The sequence below is a fragment of the Chitinophaga sancti genome (genome assembly GCF_034087045.1).
Lineage (GTDB): Bacteria > Bacteroidota > Bacteroidia > Chitinophagales > Chitinophagaceae > Chitinophaga > Chitinophaga sancti_B.
This window is the reverse complement of the sequence record NZ_CP139247.1, coordinates 8,213,606-8,232,963: the sequence shown is the minus strand read 5'-3', so window position 1 is coordinate 8,232,963 and position 19,358 is coordinate 8,213,606. Positions and strand designations below refer to the sequence as shown.

Sequence of the window (19,358 nt, the reverse complement as noted above, 5' to 3'; positions counted from 1 at the left end):
TGTATGAAGGATTACGTGTTAGAAGATTTTTATTTGCTGCGTACCCCGGCAAAACCCGTCGAGGAGATCCTGTATCTGAATGAACTGCTGGATCAGGGCAACCTGGATGCAGTGAAGCAGCTTTTTCGTGACTCTTATTTTTCTGAAGCCATTTATATTTCATCGAGGGACTTATATATGTCTCTACAAAAATGGTTGGAAGGAGAGGAATTATCTCCCAAAAAATTGAAGAAATTATTGACGGGACTGCAAAAGTATTACTCCCGCATGTGTACCCGCAGTACACCCTTTGGCCTGTTTGCCGGTTCTGCCTGTGGAAGCATCCATGAGCAGCAAAGTGGGGTCAGCTTTGACAGTAATAAAATACGGAAAGCGACGCGGTTTGATATGAGTTATATCAATGAACTCACGCACCAGCTGGCCAGACAGCCGGCAATAAAAGAGCAGATCAGGTATTATGTGAATAACACCTTGTACAAGGTGGGGTATCGCTACCTGTATGTAGAATATACTATGGTGGCAGGTAAGCGCAATCATGCTTTGAGTGCACTGACCGCCAGCGATTATATCGATATGGTACTGGAACTGGCAAAGGAGGGTGTGACCATTCCTGTATTGACTGTCGAAATAGGTAAGACTATTTCTGACGAGCAGGCCATCAACAATTTTATCAATGGTCTGATTGCTTCGCAGGTGCTTACACATGAATTGATGCCTGCTATTGCAAACGAAAATTTTGTACCTGCCTTTATTCAGCGCCTTCAGGAGCTAGGGCAGGAGCAGGTGTGTGCACCACTGGAAGAAGCGTTACACGTCATGAAGGATGAAAAAATCTCGCTACCCGGTTTTCAGGCAGTGGAAGAAAAGGCCGGGAGCGTGATACCTGTGAGTGGACTGGAGGTGCTGCAAACAGACATGTTTTATAATATGCAGCAGAATAACCTGAACAGGCAGGTGATCAGTGAGCTGGCGGAGGCGTCTTATGAACTGAGCAGCGCCATTCCTTCTTATGTTCCTTCCCTGCTGGAAACCTTTATGAAGAAATTTGCAGAGCGGTATGAACAGGCGGAAATTCCACTGGTACTGGCCCTGGACCCGGATGTAGGCATTGGCTATGGACTAGCTACTACCGGCAATGTAGAATACATGCCATTGATTGAAAAACTGGCGATCACACCCGGTGGTGGGGATGCTGCCCGTAAGCGACTGGCTTTTGAAGACCTTGTAGAAAATAAGATGCGTAGCTGGTGGCAAACCGGTGGACAGGTCATCACACTCACTGCGGCTGACCTGGAGATGTTAAGAACCAGGTCAGCCGCCGACCGGCCTACACAGTCAACATCCTGTTATATGTTCGGCAGTTTGCTGGCAAGTTCCTGCGAGGCGATTGACAGAGGCGAATATGCTTTTCTGGCCACACAGCTGCATGCGCCTTCTGCGGCCAAACTGATGGCCCGTTTTGCGCATGGGGACAGTCTCCTGAAAGAAAAAATGTTGCATATCACCCGTACCGAGCAGGAGGTGAACAGAGAGCGGATTATGGCGGAAATCGCTTATGTGCCGGAAGGCCATTTTGCGAACCTGTCGATTCGTCCTGTACAGCGGAACTATGAAATTGCTTTTCTGAGTCAGTCTGCCGTAGAACCGGCCTATAGGATTGATGTCAACGACATACTCGTCTCCATTAGGAATAACCGGATTGTGGTACGGTCCAGGCGATTGAACAAAGAAATCCTGCCTTGTCATACCAATGCCTTCAATACAGACCTGGCCCAGCCATTTGTGCGCTTTCTGACAGATCTGCAGTCGATGTTTGTGAACACGGGTTTCAGGTGGCAATGGTATAACTATGCGCCGGAGCCTCATTTGCCAAGGGTGGAATATAAAAAGATCATCCTGCACAGGGAGAAATGGTTCCTGGCCAGATTCAGGAACAGTACGGACGAAGTATTGATGGATACACTGCATGCATTCCTGGAAAAATACCAGGTACCCCGCTATGTGATCCTTTCAGAGGGGGATAATGAATTGCTGATAGATACCACCAGCGAATTTTGTAAAGGACATGTGATACAGGCCATGAGAAAGGGTGGGGTTACTTTTTTAGAACACCTGCTGACACCTGAAAATTGTTTTATCAAAGATGAAAAGGGTCATTACGGCAATGAGATGGTGATCCCTATGTCTGTGTCCAGTCCGGTGTTTGCAGAGCAACCTGCAAAAGAACTGATCGATTCATCAGTAGTTTGTCAGCGCACATTTGGTCCGGGTAGCAAGTGGTTATATTTAAAAATCTACAGTGGTTTTAAAACGATGGACTTGTTGCTCAGGGATATTATCCAACCGTTGTTACAGGAATGGAAAGGTAGTGGTGCGATTGAAAAATGGTTCTTTATCCGTTATAATGACCCTGATAGTCATATCCGTTTACGCCTGCTGAGAGGAACCGACCAGGAAGGCTGGTACCGGATTGCAGAAAAACTGAATGCGGAACTGGAACCCCTTATAGAATCGGGACAGGTATTTAAATGTATGATGGATACTTACCAGCGTGAGCTGGAGCGCTATGGTACCCTTACCATGGAAGACAGTGAATCGCTCTTTTACTATGATAGTGAGGCTGTGATCAATATGCTTGATCACCTGCAGGGGCAGCGGGGCGAACAGCTGCGTTGGCAAATGGCCCTGTATAATGTAGATCAGCTACTGGATAATTTTCAGTATGACCTGATGCAGAAAAGGGATTTTATGAAGCAGTTGCGGAATAACTTTTTCAGGGAGTTTGCAGGTAGAAGCAGGGAGAGCGCTATCAGGTGTGATCAGTCACTGAGCAATAAATACAGGAATAATAAATCGCTGATACAGGAAGTGTTTGTACCTGCCAGGAGAACTACACAGGTACTGGCGGCGATGGAGAGTTATAATGTGAGAGGCGACATGCATGCTGCCACTATTAAGCATATAAAAGGGAAGGTGCAACAGCTGGATGGCCTGCTCAACAGCTATATACATATGACGATGAACAGGACCTTTTTGGCAAGGCACCGTGTTCATGAACTGGTGGTGTATGATACCCTTTACAGGTATTATGATTCACTGGTAGCAATGGGGAAACAATTGTCTTTATCTATAAACGTGAGTTAACCTATGGAGACGACTATTAAAAATAACGTGGTGATCAGTGAAGAAATTGAACGCATCAGGGACGGGATTACAGGCGTTGAGCACCTGATACAAAATGCCACTTTCGATACGGGGCTTACGGGGTATACCTTATTCTACAGTTATTATGCAAAGTATAAGCAGGATGATACTTACCTGGACCTGGCTATGAAATATTTAGAGGAGGGGCTGGCATTTCTGAACGGCGATTTCAGGCGGGTATATGCAACAGATTCACTGGATAATCATTTGGGGCAGATAGGTCGCATGTTATTGTTTCTGCGGGAAACGAACCTGCTGAATATTGATATAGACGATTTCCTGACAAATATTGATGAAGCCCTGGCTACGCTTATGATCAGTAAGATCGGCATGGGTGACTTTGATTATAACAGTGGCGCACTGGCGGCAGGGCATTATTTTATGTACCGTATACAAACGAATCCTGCTGTGGCGGTGAATCTCGCTACGTTGGTGAGAGGTCTCCGTGATAAAGCCTATACGGATGAAGACGGCGATTATTACTGGAGATCTCCTTCTATTCATGACAGGGTATACATTGGAATTTCGCATGGCAGTGCTGCAATTATGAATATTGTGAGCAGTGTGATGGAAGCGGGTATTGAAGTGAAAATATGTGAGGATATATTGAAAAAGACAGCACACTTTGTGAGCAAACAGATAAGAACACAGGAACGTGGTATTTTCCCTTTGATGCGGAATGATAAAGTGGAACCGAAGCAGTTTGCGATGTGCTATGGTGATCTTGGAACAGCTTATGGTTTGTATCGGGCTGCAGGTGCATTGCAGGATACATCTTTAAAGGAGCAGGCCGAAAGAGCATTGGAAGATTGTTTGTTGCGATCGCGGCAGGATAACCTGACCCTGGATGCCGGGTATATATACGGAGCGGCGGGTTTGGCTGCTACATTCGAAAAGGTATATGAAAAAACAAATGATGTGAGATACCTGGAGCGTGCAGATTACTGGTATGAGCAGATACCTTTTTACGGCATTCATGGAGGTCCTTATGCCGGTTACAGAAGCAGGTTGCTTGAAGCTTCGGATTTCTGGCATGTATGTTTTGGATGGGGTGTGATTGGAATTGGTATTGCACTGATGCGATATGATGATAAATCATTACCTCCTATTGGAAAGTTACTCATGATCGCTTAACCTCTTAGAAGTTTTTGTATGGAAGCACTTCACCGTTCAATGGATACTTTAATGGCTGTATGTGATGATTTACCTGCCAGTACAAAGGAAATCACCATGCTCTATAACTATGGAAAATTAATTGCTATTCTGCAGCACAAGGAAATGTTGCCCTATAGCACCGGCGAGGAAGAAATGGAAAGTGTATATGTGCTAACCCGGAAGTTCGGAGATATTGCAAAGGATATTGTGGTATCGCAAGGGGAGGTTGGATTATCCGGATTTTTTGAATTGGAGCATACGATTGAAAGGCAATTAAACGGACACCTATACCTGTATGCCAAGCAATGGGGACTGTCCGTAAAAGCATTGTATTATCATAAGATAAAACAGTATGACAAGGCTGTAGATTTCAGTATGGAATGTGTGGCGATGAATGATTACCTGGTCAATATCGGTATTCATTCCTTGTTCTTTCGCAGCCTGGAGCAGTACAGGAATATTTCCCGTTCCTACCTGCGCAGTGGCGACTGGCGTACAGGCTGTAAGGTAGCGAATGACCTCATGAAGTTCCTGTTCAATGGTGTACCCGGCTCACTGAAAGGCGGCATCTACCATGATCCTGCTATATGGAATGCTATTCCATATGCAAGAGAGTATTATACTTATGAAACTTTCAGGGCGATGGTGTCTATGACGATCAGGATGGCTGCAAATTTTCCGGATTGTCCTGATATGTATACGGCGATTTTTGAGGGACTGGAAATTAATGCAGATACTATTGAGAGAGTGATTATATCCAACTGGCTGGAGGTGAAGAATAGTTTCAGGAAAAAGGACTATCCATTGTTTGTAGACAACTTTATAGAGTTTATGAATGAGCCGACCAGCATGATGTTCGACCTGCTGAAGATCTCCCTGTTCCAGGATATGCTGGTGCTGGTTCAAAGCAGTGATTATGCAAAGAAAGAAGCATTGTTGTTGAAACTGGAAAATCACCTGGATGAAAAGCTGCATGTGAAGGAAAATTTAAGAAAGGATATTAGTGCGACGAACTTTGCCCTGAATGATTTTAACAGCCATAAGCAACCTCTGAATGCGTAAGAGATTCCCGATATATAAGCAACTTGATAAAATGGATTGCGGACCTACGTGTCTGAAGATGATTGCTGCCTGGTATGGGAAGCACTATTCATTGCAGACCTTGAGGGATCATTCTTATATGACCAGGGAGGGTGTGAATTTAAAAAACATCAGTGACCTGGCGACTAAGATTGGGTTCCGCACGGTAGGTGCGAAATTGTCGTTTGAGCAGTTAGATAGCGAGGCAACCCTGCCATGTATATTATATTGGAACCAGAACCACTTTGTAGTGTTGCCTCCGCAGGATTATAACAGCAGGAGGAACGGCAAGATAATGGTAGCCGATCCTGCATTTGGATTGGTAAAGGTGGATAAGGCTACTTTTATAAAGGCGTGGGTCAGAACGGCTGATAATTGTGGAATTGCATTGTTGATGTCTCCGACTGCATCATTTTATGATAACGAGGGGGAAAAAAAAGAGGTAAAGAGCTTTTCGTTTTTGCTGAATTATGTTCGTCCTTATAGAAACTATTTTTTGCAGTTATTACTTGGAATGGTAGTGGGTAGTGTATTGTCACTGATCGCTCCTTTTTTGACGCAGGCATTGGTGGATTATGGTATAAACCAGCAGCATCCGGAATTTGTGTCGTTAATATTGTTTTCGCAACTGGCATTGTTTGCAGGCAATACGGCGATAGATGTGATAAGGGGATGGTTATTGTTGCATGTTGGGAGCAGGATCAATATTTCAATTATATCTGATTTTCTCAGTAAGCTGATGAAATTGCCGGTCAGGTTTTTTGACACCAAGATGCCGGGTGATATTAGTCAGCGGATAGCTGATCACAATAAGATAGAATCATTCCTGACGGGCACGTCATTTAATACCTTGTTCTCGCTGGTGAACCTGGTGGTATTTTCTGTCGTACTGGCGGTATATAGTCTTACGGTATTCTGGGTATTCTTTGGGGGGTCAGTATGTGCTATTGTCTGGATATTGTTTTATCAGAAGAAGCGGCGAGAGTTGAACTATGCGCGGTTTCAGCAGCTGACGGATAACCAGAATACCTTGTATGAGATCGTATCCGGTATGCAGGAGATCAAGATGAACAATAGTGAAACCACGTTCAGGTGGGGTTGGGAGCGGATACAGGCGAAGATGTTTAAGATCAATGTGAGTGGACTGGCCATCAACCAGTATCAGTTGGTAGGTTCTAATTTCTTTTCACAGTTAAAGAATATACTGGCTACTTATATTGCAGCCCGGGAGGTATTGAATGGTCATATGTCGCTGGGTATGATGTTGAGCGTATCGTATGTGATCGGGCAATTGAACTCGCCGGTAGATCAGTTGATTAACTTTATACAGGGTGCGCAGGATGCAAAGATCAGCCTTGAAAGACTGAGTGAAATTCATACCCGTGAGGAAGAAGAGAAGCCGGATGAAGTAACGCCGGATCATGAGTTGGTGGCCGTTTCGGAGGTCCCATTGAATGGGCATCATGTGGACATTCTTGCAGAAACAAAACCTTCGAGGGAGGGTATTATCCGGTTGCAGGATATTTCCTTCCAATACGGAGGGCCTTCATCGGCACATGTGCTGAATAATATCAACCTGGACCTGACGATGGGAAAGGTGACTGCTATTGTGGGCACCAGTGGTAGTGGAAAGACGACGTTGATGAAGCTGTTGTTGAAATTTTATGAGCCGGCAGAAGGACAGATCTATATTGGAAATACGGCTATGGGCAATGTATCGTCCCGGTGGTGGAGAGATCAATGTGGGGTGGTGATGACGAATGGGTATATTTTTGCAGATACGATAGCAAAAAACATAACGGTACAGGAAGAAGCAGACCGGGAGCGGTTGATGTATGCAATCCGGATGGCGAACATTGAGCAGTTTATCAACAATCTTCCATTGGGATTAAATACTAAGATTGGTACATCGGGCAATGATATCAGTTCGGGGCAAAAGCAACGTATCCTGATTGCCAGGGCGATCTATAAGCAACCGAAGTTTATATTTTTGGATGAGGCGACGAGTACGCTGGATGCTAATAATGAACGGATCATCATGGAAAACCTGCAGAAATTTTTTACGGGCAGAACGGTGTTTATTATCGCGCACAGGTTGAGCACAGTAAAAAATGCAGATCAGATAGTGGTGCTGGAGAAAGGGAAGATTGTGGAAATTGGCAATCATCAGCAATTGACCATGAAGAAAGGTCATTATTTTTCGCTTGTAAAAAACCAGCTTGAACTGGGTAATTAAAACCTTGTCGTATGCCAGCAGAATTGAAATTCAATGAACATAGTGAAGACGTACAGGAGATCATCGGGAGGGTACCTTCCTGGGTGATCAGGAGGGGGATTACGGCGATTGCGTTTGGAGTGTTGATAGTACTGGCAGGAGGTGCATTCATCCGGTTGCCGGATACGATTCCATCCAGCGTGTGGCTGACCCGGATAGTTACATGCAGCGATACCACTTATGATGTAAAGGCCCTGATCAGCAGGTACAAATCGGGGAAGGTGCAACCGGGGCAGGAGGTATTGCTGAAATTTGCCGAATATCCATTTGAGGAGTATGGATCCCTGAAGGCGAGGGTCATTACGATCAAGGCGCAGGACAGCGTTTATGTGGCTGATCTGAGCCTGGAAAAGGGATTGTATACTACCCGCAGGCAGTGGTTAGACTACCGGGGGAGGATGGAAGGAGTAGGAGAAATAATGGTGGATGAAAAGAGTGTATTACAACGGATCTTTGATAATGTGATCCGGAGATGGAGAAGCAGGTAGTGATTACCTGTTCCAGTGATCATATATTACTTTTGAGATTTGTGCGATCCAGGCTTCTCTTTCAGCATCACTTCCTTTTGAATCGGATACGAATACTGTCAGTATCAGGTGTTTCCCATTTGGTAAGATAATAATCCCGCTATCATTTGTGGCAGCAGTGAATCCATTATGTGTGCCGGAGGTGCCGGTTTTATGGGCTACTATCGTGCCTTTGGGCAATAGCCCTTTGATGCGGTTTGCGCCCGGGTAAGATCCTGCCAGGTCTTTCCAGAGGATATCGTATGATGCGCTGGACAATACTTTATTTTGGAGGTAGATCTTATATAATTGGGTGATACCGGTTGGCGTTGCCCAGTTACGATATTGGGTGGTATCATTGCTTTGTTGTTCCTTTTCGGTGGTGGCGATGTTGATCCCATTTACACCGAGGCTTTGGATGTAAGCGTTTGTTTTTTTAGTTCCTCCCAATAAGCGCAGCAGCACGTCGCATGCTGTGCCATCGCTCTCCATGATATTGTACCTGGATATTTCCCTGAGGGTCATGCTCACACCGCCATGTGGATGTTCATCACGGATAGGGCTATGGCCTTTGGGCATGATGTCGTCGTTGGTAATGAGGATCTTTTCATCCAGTTTATATTTCCCGATATCTACCTGATGCAGGATGGCCAGGGAAATGGGGAACTTATACACGCTTTGCATAGGATAATGATCATTGCCTCTGTAAGTAAGCGTATCACCGGTTTCCAGCAATAAGGCAGATACGCCGATATGTGCATTGGAATGTGTGGCAATAGAATCGATCGTTTTCCGGAGAGCGGTAGTTTGTGCGTGTACGATAGCAGACAGGCATACCAGCAATAAAACAATGGCGGTCTTTCGTGGCATATAATTTTTATTACCTTGAAGATACGCCAAATATTTTATGATAGGTAAAGTAGCTGATCGCTAAGATCAGCATGACAAATATAGGGAAGAAGGTCTGGCCGTTGGAAAGACCGTCTACAGCGGCATGGGAAACTGCTGCACTGATCAGGTTAAAAGTAAAGCCGGCATATGCCCATTCTTTGATCCTGCCTTTGAAGAAGGGGAGAATTAATACCAGCGCTCCTGTTACTTTGAAGATAGTGAGGAGCACCCGGAAATATTCAGGATAACCCAGATGTACAAACCCTTCTTTGGCTAATTGAGAATTGCCATAGATGGCAGGCATCACGCCTTCGAAGAGGAAGAAGATAGAGGTGGTAACCCAGTAAATGATCTTAGTCGTTTTCATATAGTATAATTTACAATTGTAAATATAGATTTGTTCACAGAAAATTGTGAGGGGGGAGTACGTCAATAAAGGGGGAAATTGCGACTGAAGGGGAAAGAGGGTAAGGCGGTAATTTGATGGCATTTGATTCAGAATCATTTTCTCGCGCCAATTAAATAGCTTTGCACCCATGTTTTACGCAAAAGAACTGCTGCCATCTGCAGCCACTTACACAATGGATGAACCTGGTTCCAAGTATTGCATCATGGTATTGCGCCATACTGCCGGGGATGAGGTGATCCTGACCGATGGGAAAGGGGGACGATACCAGGGGGTGATTACGGACGATAACCGCAAGAAATGTGTCGTAAGGATCTCCCAATACACCCTGATGCCGGCGGTGGCTGCGCCTGTGAGAATGGGGATTGCGTTTACAAAGAATACTTCCCGTATCGAGTGGTTCCTGGAAAAGGCCACAGAAATTGGTATACAGTCTATTATCCCGCTGATCAGTCATCGATCTGAAAAAGAGAAATTCCGTGCAGACAGGCTGGAAAACATCCTTGTATCTGCCATGCTCCAATCCCAGCAATATTATTTACCGGAACTGACTGCGCCAGCCAATTTTGATAAACTGGTGAATGAGCCCCCTTCCGAGCAATTATTCATCGCGCATTGTCTGCCGGAACAAAAACAACATCTCTGGCAAGCCATGGAAAAAGGGAAAGATTCGCTGTTGCTGATCGGGCCTGAAGGAGATTTTACACCTGAAGAAATTTCACTGGCCCTGGGTAAGGGGTTTAAACCTGTATCACTGGGTGAAACCAGGTTGCGTACGGAGACAGCCGGTGTGGTGGGGTGCACGATGATGAATGCGGTGAATGTTGGATAAAAGAAAAAATAATTGTAGATTACACACTTATAATATATACTTTATAAGTACCACGTGAAAAATGCGCATCTTCATCAGGATTCCGATTTATGGAATTTGATAAAAGCGGATGCTATTCCGGCTTTTAATGAAGTATACTCCCGCTACTGGGAGGTGCTGTTCCGTATGGCTTACAAACGTCTTCCTTCGAAGGAAATCGCCGAAGAAATTGTACAGGATACATTTATTATTCTCTGGGGAAAGCGGCATTCCATTGAAGTGACCACTTTAAAAAGTTATCTCTTCGCCATCACCCGTTACGCTATTTTCCATTATCATGCCCGCCAGGAAACCATTCGCACCCGTATGCAGGAAATGGCTGCCATGACGCAGTCGGCACCCGATATAGAAGCGATTGTGAATGCGCGCTTACTGTTGCAGCTGGTGGATACCATTGCGGCAGAACTGCCTGAAAAAAGCCGCCTGGTCTTTGCGGATAATAAACTGAAAGATCATGCTCTCTCTGAATCTGCCCAATCATTTAATATCTCCGTCAAAACTGCTGAGGGGCATCTAACCCGTGCACTGAAAACAGTGCGGTTAAAACTGGGTACTTTGTACACTACTTTATTTATGTGAAATTTTTTTGCGTCAGACCAAGGGTAAACCTTTTGAAAAATACTCTACCTATTAAAGGGCAATTCCAATGTCAAAAGAAAACATTCAGGAACTAGCTGGAAAATGGCTAAATGGCACTGCCACCCCTGCTGAAATACAGCGTTTGCAGGAGTGGTACCAGGCCCGGGAAACCATGCCCACGCCAGTACCGGATGCGGAGATGGGGGTACGGATCAGGGAGGGGATTCAAATTGGTCCCCGAAGAAAATCTGTTAAATGGGTGCGCATCGCTGCTGCAGTGTTGTTATTGTTTGCCGCTGGCTATCATTATTATAAAGCACCTGTTACCAGGCAAATGGCCGTTTATGTTCCCCGTGAGCACCAAAATCGATTATTGTTGCCGGATAGCTCTGAAGTATGGCTCAATGCAGATAGTAAACTTACGTATAACGAAACTGATAATAAAAGAGTAGTAACACTGGAAGGCGAGGCCTTCTTTAATATCAAACAGGCAGCAGGCCGCCCTTTCGTCGTCAAAGCAGGCCCCTGCACCGCCACAGTTTTAGGCACATCTTTCAACATTAAAGCGTACAAAAATGATCCAAAAGTCCTCATCACCGTCGCCACCGGCAAAGTACAGGTAGAAGATCAACACCAGCAATTGAAAGTGCTCACTGCCAACAAACAGATTGCGCTGGAACCAATCACAGGAGCGATCAGAGAAAAGAAAGTAAACGCAGTCGTATATAAAGCCTGGATAGACGGCAGCTTTGAAGTCAACAATGAAACCTTTGAAGAAGTCGCCAACCGCTTAAGCCGGAAGTATGATGTCGATATTCACTTTGAAAATCCGGCACTTGCGCACTGTACTTTCCTGGCTAGTTTTGACCAGGCAGCCAATCTGCCATTCATTTTATCCATGTTGTGTAAGATTAACAATTCCACATTTAGCATCAGTGAAGATAAGAGGGAGGTAACTATTTCAGGTAGTGGCTGTAGTAATTAAGGATAGTTTTTTTATTGATTAAATATTCCCGTTATGAAATTTATCAGCATGCCCGCCGGTGATTCTTCATGATAGAAAGAACATAGCGCTTTCAGCATCCACGGTCTGCAAACTTCAGATGCCTCAGCGCTACGGCATTGTACTTCTATTACATCATACAAAATGCATTTAAAGATATGAAATACTGCGGTATTTTAAGCGGGGTTCCTATTCCCTTATACGAACGTTTTCAACCGTTATTAAAGATCATGCGCTTCCTGTTCCTGGTCATACTGGTTTTATGTACAACGACGCTGCTGTTGGTAGCCCGCGATAGCCGCGGGCAGGACCTGAGCGCCATCAGACTCCACCTGAATATCCATGACGCCAAACTGGATAAAGTACTAAAGCAAATTGAACGCAACACTGAACTGCTTTTTATCATCGATGGCACTGTAGCCCAGCAGGCGGCGGTTCCAACACTGGAAGATAAAGAACGCTCTCTCAAAGAGATCCTGGATGCTGTATTGGCGCCAAACGATCTTGCTTATATGCAGGATGGACATTACATCATTATTAAAAAATCTATTCCTGCTGTTTTTGCAAAGCCTGTTTCTGGTGTGGTGACAGATGAAAAGGGAGAGCCGTTGCCAGGTGTGAGTATCTCTATTAAAGGATCCCGGGCAGGAACGATCTCTAATGAGAAAGGAATTTTCTCCCTGAATAGTTCTACTGACAATGATACGCTGGTCATCAGTTATGTAGGATATAAAACACAGGAGATCCCGGTGAAAGGTACCAGCCAGCTCACGATCCGACTGGCACTGAGTGAAAACTCCCTGCAGGATGTCGTGGTAATTGGATATGGTAGTCAGCGTAAAGGTGATCTGACCAGTTCCGTTGCTACCGTGAAATCTGAAAGTTTTGTAAAGGGAAATGTACTCGATGCCGGACAGTTATTGCAAGGTAAAGTAGCCGGACTGTCAGTATCTGCACCAAGTGGCGATCCTACCAGTGGTACACAGATCCTGTTAAGGGGTAATACCACATTGTTAGGTGCGAATAGTAGTCCGCTCGTACTGATCGATGGTATACCCGGTGATCTGAAAACAGTGGCGCCGGAAGATATAGAATCTATGGATGTACTGAAAGATGGTTCAGCAGCGGCGATATATGGTACCCGGGGTACGAACGGTGTGATCATTGTGACCACCAGAAGGCCAGGTGCTGCCTATACCAACACAGTAGATTATAGTGGTTACGTGGGTACACAAACGGTGGCGCGTAAACTGGATATGCTCACAGCTGAAGATTATCGTCAGCAGATAGCAGAGGGCACGCGTGATAAATCATGGGACCTGGGGTCCAATACGGACTGGCAGAAAGCCATTACACAGACACCGATCACGCATGTGCATAACCTGACATTCCGTGGTGGTAACAGTAAGACGAATTACCTCGCGAATGTGAACTATCGTTCATTGGAAGGTATTATGAAGAAGTCTGACAACAATACTTTCACAGGTAGAGTGGATATCAATCATAGCATGCTGGACGATAAGCTGCGCATCAATGTAGGTTTATTGAATTCAAATAATAAGTTCACCACTACAGGTGATGGAATTAGTTTTAACGGGTATACCTACAGACAGGCGTTGATACGGAATCCGACATCTCCAATATACGATTCTACAGGTAAGTGGTTTGAACAGACAGGTTTGTTCAACTATGAAAATCCGTTGTCAAGATTGTATGAGAGCAGTGGAGAAAACACTTTACAGAATACGCGAATGAACAGTACCATTACGTTGTTGCCAATAGATGGGTTGAAATTGTCAGCGTTGTTTTCTTATACCCGTTACAATGAAGAGCGTGGTTATTCAGAGACCAAGCAACACATATCTACTTTGCGTGATGGCAGGAATGGATATGCTTCAGTAGGTTCTTTACAGAATGTACAGCGATTGATGGAACTGACGGCGCAGTATAATAAGAATATTGGCAAACATAAATTCAGTGTGATGGGTGGTTATAGTTACCAGGAAACTGACTACCGGAATTCTTATATGCAGAACTGGGATTTTCCGACAGATCGATTTTCATATAATGACATTGGTATAGGGTATGCCCTGAAACAAGGGCTGGCTGTGCAATTTAGTGAGAAGTCAGAAACCAACCTGATAGGTTTCTTTGGTCGTGCAACTTATAGTTATGATGACAAATATTTATTGCTGGCTTCACTGAGACATGAGGCAGCGAGCCAGTTGTACGGAACGAAGCAGCCATGGGGCAATTTCCCGGCGGTATCATTTGGTTGGAGAGTGAGCAATGAGCCATTTATGAAAGGCATCAGCTGGCTTACAGACCTGAAGCTACGTGCAGGTTATGGTGTGACGGGTACACAGCCTACAGATCTGTTTCTGGGTGTGGGTATCCTGAGTTATGGCGATTATGTGTATAACAATGGGGTTTGGATACAAACACTGGGCCCATCACAGAATCCGAATGATAAACTGCGTTGGGAAGAGAAACATGAATCCAACTTTGGTGTAGACTATACATTGTTCAATGGCCGGGTGAGTGGTAATGTGGATTATTATATCAGAAGGATCAATGGTTTGCTGTATGACTACGCGGTGCCTAGTCCTCCGAACTTATATAGCAGCACCCGTGCGAATGTGGGTAAGATGGAAAACAAGGGGTTAGAAGTAATGGTAAATATCATTCCGGTGAAGACGAACGATTTTGAATGGAGTACGAGCCTGATGTTCTCAACCAATACGAACAAACTGATCACGCTTTCCAATGAGTTGTACCAGGCGAGTGTGGATTACATTACTACGGGTAGTACGGGAGAGCCGATCCAGACATTTACCAATATTGTGCGAGTGGGTCGTAATATCGGTGACTTCTATGGTTTTAAAGTGGTAGATATTTCAAATGATGGTAAATGGATCTATGAAGGTCGTGATGGGAAACCGGTAGATTATGCTTCCTATCAGCATGCATTTGAAGATAAGCGGGTATTGGGAAATGGTTTGCCAAGGTATTATGGAGGATGGAATAATACATTCCGCTATAAGAGTTTTGATCTGAGCGTGACCATGCGTGGCGCGTTCAAGTACCAGATACTGAACTTCCAGCGCATGTATTATGAGAACACAGGGTTGCAGCAGTACAATCGTCTGAAATCAGCATATGACAAGGTAATGGGCAAGGCGGTACTGAGTACGGATATGCCGTTGGAGTTCAATAGTAACTATGTGGAAAACGGAGATTTCTGGAAAATAGATAACATCACTTTAGGCTATAATTTCAATCACATTCAGGGTAAGTACATTCATGGGGCGAGGGTATATGTATCCACGTTGAACACGCTGACGCTCACAGGTTACAAGGGGATAGATCCGGAAGTAAACAGGCTGGGACTGGCGCCGGGCGTGGATGACAGGGATAAGTATCCTTCTGTAAGAACATTTACTGTAGGTGTGAACCTGAATTTTTAAAACCAAAGCAATGAAAAGATATATATGGATAGCAGTGCTGTTTGCAATGGCCTGTACCAAACTAAAAGATACCAGTTATAATAAGATCATTGATAGCCAGTTTGATCCGACTACAGAAGATTTGGCAAGCTTAGTAGGGGCAGCGTATGTAAACTGGCGGTATGTGATGAATGATTGGAATGGATTGTTCCGTGCACAGGAAGTATCAGGAGATGAAGTGGTGATACCGGCGAGGCCGAATGGTTGGGTAGATGGGGGGATTTACCTGCGTATACATGAGCATACCTGGACGGCGGATGATGATATCGTGGTACAGACATGGGGGCGTGCATATTCGGGGATTACGAATTGTAACAGGGTGATTTATCAGTTAGAATCAGGGATCATACCTATATCAGATTCAGCGGCCAAGCATGCAACGCTGGCGGAGTTGCATGTATTGCGGGCATCTTATTATTATGTGTTGTGTGATTTTTATGGGAATGTACCATTGGTGACGGAGTTCAATGTGCCGACGGGTTATTTGCCTACACAGAATACAAGGAAAGAGGTATATGATTTTATCGTGAATGAAATCAATACCTATCTGCCATTGTTGAGTGCGAAGAATGATGGAACGACGTATGGTAAATTCAATCAGTGGGCGGCACATGCGTTGTTGGCCAAGATGTACCTGAATGCGGAGGTGTATACGGGTACGCCGGCATGGGCAGAGTGTATAAAGCAGTGTGATACGCTGATAGATTCTCATGTAGGGTTTGCTTTGGAGGCTGCGCAGCGGAATGTGTTCATTACGGAGAATGAGAACTCACCAGAGATCATTTTTGCATTACCTTTTGATGAGACGTATGTAACAAACTGGAATGCATTTGATATACATATGGAGACGTTGCAACCGGCGAACCAGGCGACGTATAATTTGAAGTCCACGCCGTGGGGAGGGATATGTGCGATACCACAGTTTATAAAGACGTATGATGCGGACGATGACCGGCTCAGGGATAACTGGATAAAGGGGCAGCAGTACAGTGCGGGTGGAGAGGTGTTGAATTGTACGATGGGGGCTTATTCAGGGCAGCCATTGAATTATATCAACGCGGTGCCGGGGATAGATGCATCCGAGGAGATACATGGGTATAGATTAGGGAAGTTTGAGATAAAGCAGAAGGCGCAGGTGCAGTTGAGTAATGACTGGCCATTGTTCAGGTATGCAGATGTGTTGATGATGAAGGCGGAGAGTTTGTTGCGGACGGGGAATAGTGGGGATGCGGCTACGTTGGTGACGACGGTAAGGCAGCGGTCATTTTCAACGAATCCATCAAAGGCGACGGTGACGGGGGCAGATCTGTTGAAGGGGAGTGTGTATGATTATGGGTTGAGGAATCATCTGGATTCAAGTTTTCAGGGTGGGAGTGATGTGGTGTATGGACGGTTTTTGGATGAGTTGGGATGGGAGTTTAGCCAGGAGGGAAGAAGGAGGCAGGATATGATCAGGTTTGGTGTGTTTACGAAGAAGAGTTGGTTTTCGCATAGTCCGAATGGGGATTATAGGAGTTTGTATCCGATACCAAGGACGGAGTTGAATAAGAATGCGAATTTGAAGCAGAACACGGGTTACTAGGATAGCGGTGAAGTTGTTTTGTGAGTTTACTGAGTGCCTTTTTGTGATGTGTCTGAAAGATTTTTGCGAAGTGTTGAGTAGATACTAAGCGACGTTTTAGAATTTTTTGGAAGAATTATTTTTTGAGATAGGTCTTTTTTGTGGGAAGGGCTGCGGCCCTTTCCAGTATTCTATTATAAACATGCACGATTATGAAGCGATTATTATTATCATTGTCACTGTTCTATTCAGTTACCTTATCAGCCCAACAAGCGGATTACCCGATCCGTGCAGTCAATTTTACCGCTGTAAAATTGACGGACAATTTTTGGTTGCCGCGTATCCAGGTGAATCATACAGTAACGATTCCGGCGTCGTTTGCGCGGTGTGAGAATACCGGCAGGGTGAAGAATTTTGAGATGGCGGCAGCGCACTCGGGAAAGTTTTGTACGAAGTTTACATTCGATGATACGGATATTTATAAGACGATAGAAGGGGCTTCGTTCTCGATGGCAGTGACGCCGGACAAGCAAATGGATAGGTATGTAGATTCATTGATAGCGATAGTAGCGAAGGCGCAGGAACCGGATGGGTATTTGTATACGGCGAGGACGATCGATCCTTTGCATCCACCAGAGTGGGCGGGGCCTGAGCGGTGGGTGAATGAGCATGTGTTGAGTCATGAGTTGTATAATTCAGGGCATTTGTTTGAGGCGGCGAGTGCGCATTACCTGGCGACGGGGAAGAAGAATTTCCTGGATATCGCGTTGAAGAATGCGGATTTGTTGGTGCAAACATTTGGGCCAGGGAAGAGAGGTGTGGCGCCAGGGCATGAGGTGGTAGAGATGGGGTTAGTGAAATTATATCGTATCACAGGGCGGAAAGATTACCTGGCGCTGGCGAAGTTTTTTATAGATGAGAGAGGGAAGCGGGCGTATGATAAGAGGAGTAAGAATGAGTGGCAGAATGGGAAGTATTGGCAGGATGATAAGCCGGTGACGGCGCAGGATGAGGCGGAAGGGCATGCGGTAAGGGCGATGTACCTGTATTCAGCGATGGCAGATATAGCGGCGATAGATGGGGATACAGCGTATTTGGCGGCGATAGACAGGATATGGAATAATATGACGGGGAAGAAGATATATGTGCAGGGAGGGATAGGTGCGGTGCCGGAAGGGGAGCGGTTTGGAGAGGATTATGAGTTGCCGAATGCGACGGCTTATAATGAAACGTGTGCGGCGATCGGGAATGCGTTTTGGAATGAGCGGATGTTTTTATTGCATGGGGATGCGAAGTATATAGATTTGTTGGAGAAGGTGATGTATAATGGGTTAATATCAGGATTGGGGTTGGATGGGAAGTCGTTTTTTTATACGAATGCGATGCAGGTGACAGATGGGGTGAAGCATGGGAGTTTAGAGCCGGGTCGTTCAGGGTGGTTTGAGTGTTCATGTTGTCCGACGAATTTAGTGCGGTTTTTGCCATCAGTGCCGGGGTATATGTATGCGCAGGAGGGGAAGAAGGTGTATGTGAATTTGTATATAAATAGTACGGCAAAATTGAAAGTGAATAATGCGGATGTGGTAGTTACGCAGCAGCATGATTATCCGTGGGAGGGGAATATTGAATTAAAAATAGATCCGGTGAAGGCGACAGCTTTTGATTTGTATGTGCGGGTACCGGGATGGGCGAAGGGAGAGGCGATACCGGATGGGTTGTATTGGTTTAAGGATACTTCTTATGCTGCAGTGGTGATAAAAGTAAATGGGCAGCCGGTTGCATATAAGATGGAGAAGGGGTATGCGGTAGTGAGCAGGCAGTGGAAGAAGGGGGATGTGGTGACGATGAATTTGCCGATGGAGGTGAAGGAGGTGTTAGCGGATAGCAGGTTGGTGGATGATGTGGGGAAGGTGGCGATACAGCGGGGGCCGTTGGTGTATTGTGCGGAGTGGAAGGATAATGGGGGGAAGGTGAGTAATTTGTTTCAGTTGGGGAGTAAGTGGGATGTGGTGATGGAGAAGGGGTTGTTGAATGGGGTAGTGGTGTTGAAGGGAGAGGGGAAGAGGGTGAATGTAGAGCGGGAGAGGCAGGAGGTGAAGACGGTAAAAGAGGGGGTGACGTTGATACCTTATTATAGTTGGGCGAATAGGGGAGAGGGGGAGATGAGTGTATGGTTTTTGGAGAGGGTGAAGGAGGTGAGTTTGAAGTGATAATTGGGTGATTGAAATGATTGAGATATTCTTCAATTTTTAATTTTTTGATTAAAAATTGAAGAATATCTTTTTTTTTGTGGGAAAAATTTGTTTTTGACTAAAGAATGG

Annotated in this window: 13 protein-coding genes; 11 read left to right on the top strand and 2 right to left on the bottom strand. The window is 45.2% G+C overall.

The window, feature by feature from the left end; all coding sequences use genetic code 11:
• Nucleotides 1-3 precede the first annotated feature (3 nt).
• The 5 genes from SIO70_RS32930 to SIO70_RS32910 are packed head-to-tail and all read left to right on the top strand — an operon-like array spanning nt 4 to nt 8,202.
• Entirely contained in the window at nt 4-3,144 is a 3,141-nt protein-coding gene (locus SIO70_RS32930) for a lantibiotic dehydratase (protein ID WP_320578145.1), read from the top strand.
• 3 nt (nt 3,145-3,147) lie between these two features.
• A complete protein-coding gene (locus SIO70_RS32925; RefSeq protein ID WP_320578143.1) occupies nt 3,148-4,338 on the top strand; it encodes a lanthionine synthetase LanC family protein in 1,191 nt (396 codons plus the stop codon).
• Between the two features lie 18 nt (nt 4,339-4,356).
• Nucleotides 4,357-5,421 (top strand): hypothetical protein, encoded by a 1,065-nt coding sequence (locus SIO70_RS32920; RefSeq protein ID WP_320578141.1) that lies wholly within the window; start codon nt 4,357-4,359, stop codon nt 5,419-5,421.
• Nucleotides 5,414-7,675, top strand: a complete 2,262-nt coding sequence (locus SIO70_RS32915) for a peptidase domain-containing ABC transporter (RefSeq protein WP_320578139.1) — start codon at nt 5,414-5,416, stop codon at nt 7,673-7,675. The genes SIO70_RS32920 and SIO70_RS32915 overlap by 8 nt, the downstream gene beginning before the upstream one ends.
• Nucleotides 7,676-7,686: 11 nt before the next feature.
• Complete coding sequence (locus SIO70_RS32910; protein ID WP_320578138.1) at nt 7,687-8,202, top strand: hypothetical protein; 516 nt, start codon at nt 7,687-7,689, stop codon at nt 8,200-8,202.
• A 3-nt stretch (nt 8,203-8,205) separates the two neighbouring features.
• On the opposite strand, the gene bla is transcribed toward SIO70_RS32910, so the two are convergent.
• Both bla and SIO70_RS32900 read right to left on the bottom strand, forming a co-directional pair.
• Nucleotides 8,206-9,090: a class A beta-lactamase gene (bla, locus tag SIO70_RS32905; RefSeq protein WP_320578136.1), complete on the bottom strand. Its 885-nt coding sequence runs from the start codon at nt 9,088-9,090 to the stop codon at nt 8,206-8,208.
• A gap of 10 nt (nt 9,091-9,100) precedes the next feature.
• A complete protein-coding gene (locus SIO70_RS32900) occupies nt 9,101-9,478 on the bottom strand; it encodes a DoxX family protein (RefSeq protein WP_083720156.1) in 378 nt (125 codons plus the stop codon).
• 169 nt (nt 9,479-9,647) lie between these two features.
• On the opposite strand from SIO70_RS32900, the gene SIO70_RS32895 reads away from it, so the two are divergent.
• From SIO70_RS32895 to SIO70_RS32870, 6 genes are all read left to right on the top strand, one after another.
• A complete protein-coding gene (locus tag SIO70_RS32895) occupies nt 9,648-10,349 on the top strand; it encodes an RsmE family RNA methyltransferase (RefSeq protein WP_320578132.1) in 702 nt (233 codons plus the stop codon).
• A gap of 54 nt (nt 10,350-10,403) precedes the next feature.
• Nucleotides 10,404-10,967 (top strand): sigma-70 family RNA polymerase sigma factor, encoded by a 564-nt coding sequence (locus SIO70_RS32890; protein WP_320578130.1) that lies wholly within the window; start codon nt 10,404-10,406, stop codon nt 10,965-10,967.
• Between the two features lie 67 nt (nt 10,968-11,034).
• Entirely contained in the window at nt 11,035-11,952 is a 918-nt protein-coding gene (locus tag SIO70_RS32885; protein ID WP_320578128.1) for a FecR family protein, read from the top strand.
• A 176-nt stretch (nt 11,953-12,128) separates the two neighbouring features.
• Nucleotides 12,129-15,437, top strand: coding sequence for a TonB-dependent receptor (locus tag SIO70_RS32880; RefSeq protein WP_320578127.1), 3,309 nt, complete (start codon nt 12,129-12,131; stop codon nt 15,435-15,437).
• 10 nt (nt 15,438-15,447) lie between these two features.
• Nucleotides 15,448-17,058 (top strand): RagB/SusD family nutrient uptake outer membrane protein, encoded by a 1,611-nt coding sequence (locus tag SIO70_RS32875; protein ID WP_320578125.1) that lies wholly within the window; start codon nt 15,448-15,450, stop codon nt 17,056-17,058.
• Between the two features lie 191 nt (nt 17,059-17,249).
• Nucleotides 17,250-19,247: a glycoside hydrolase family 127 protein gene (locus SIO70_RS32870; protein ID WP_320578124.1), complete on the top strand. Its 1,998-nt coding sequence runs from the start codon at nt 17,250-17,252 to the stop codon at nt 19,245-19,247.
• Nucleotides 19,248-19,358 lie beyond the last annotated feature (111 nt).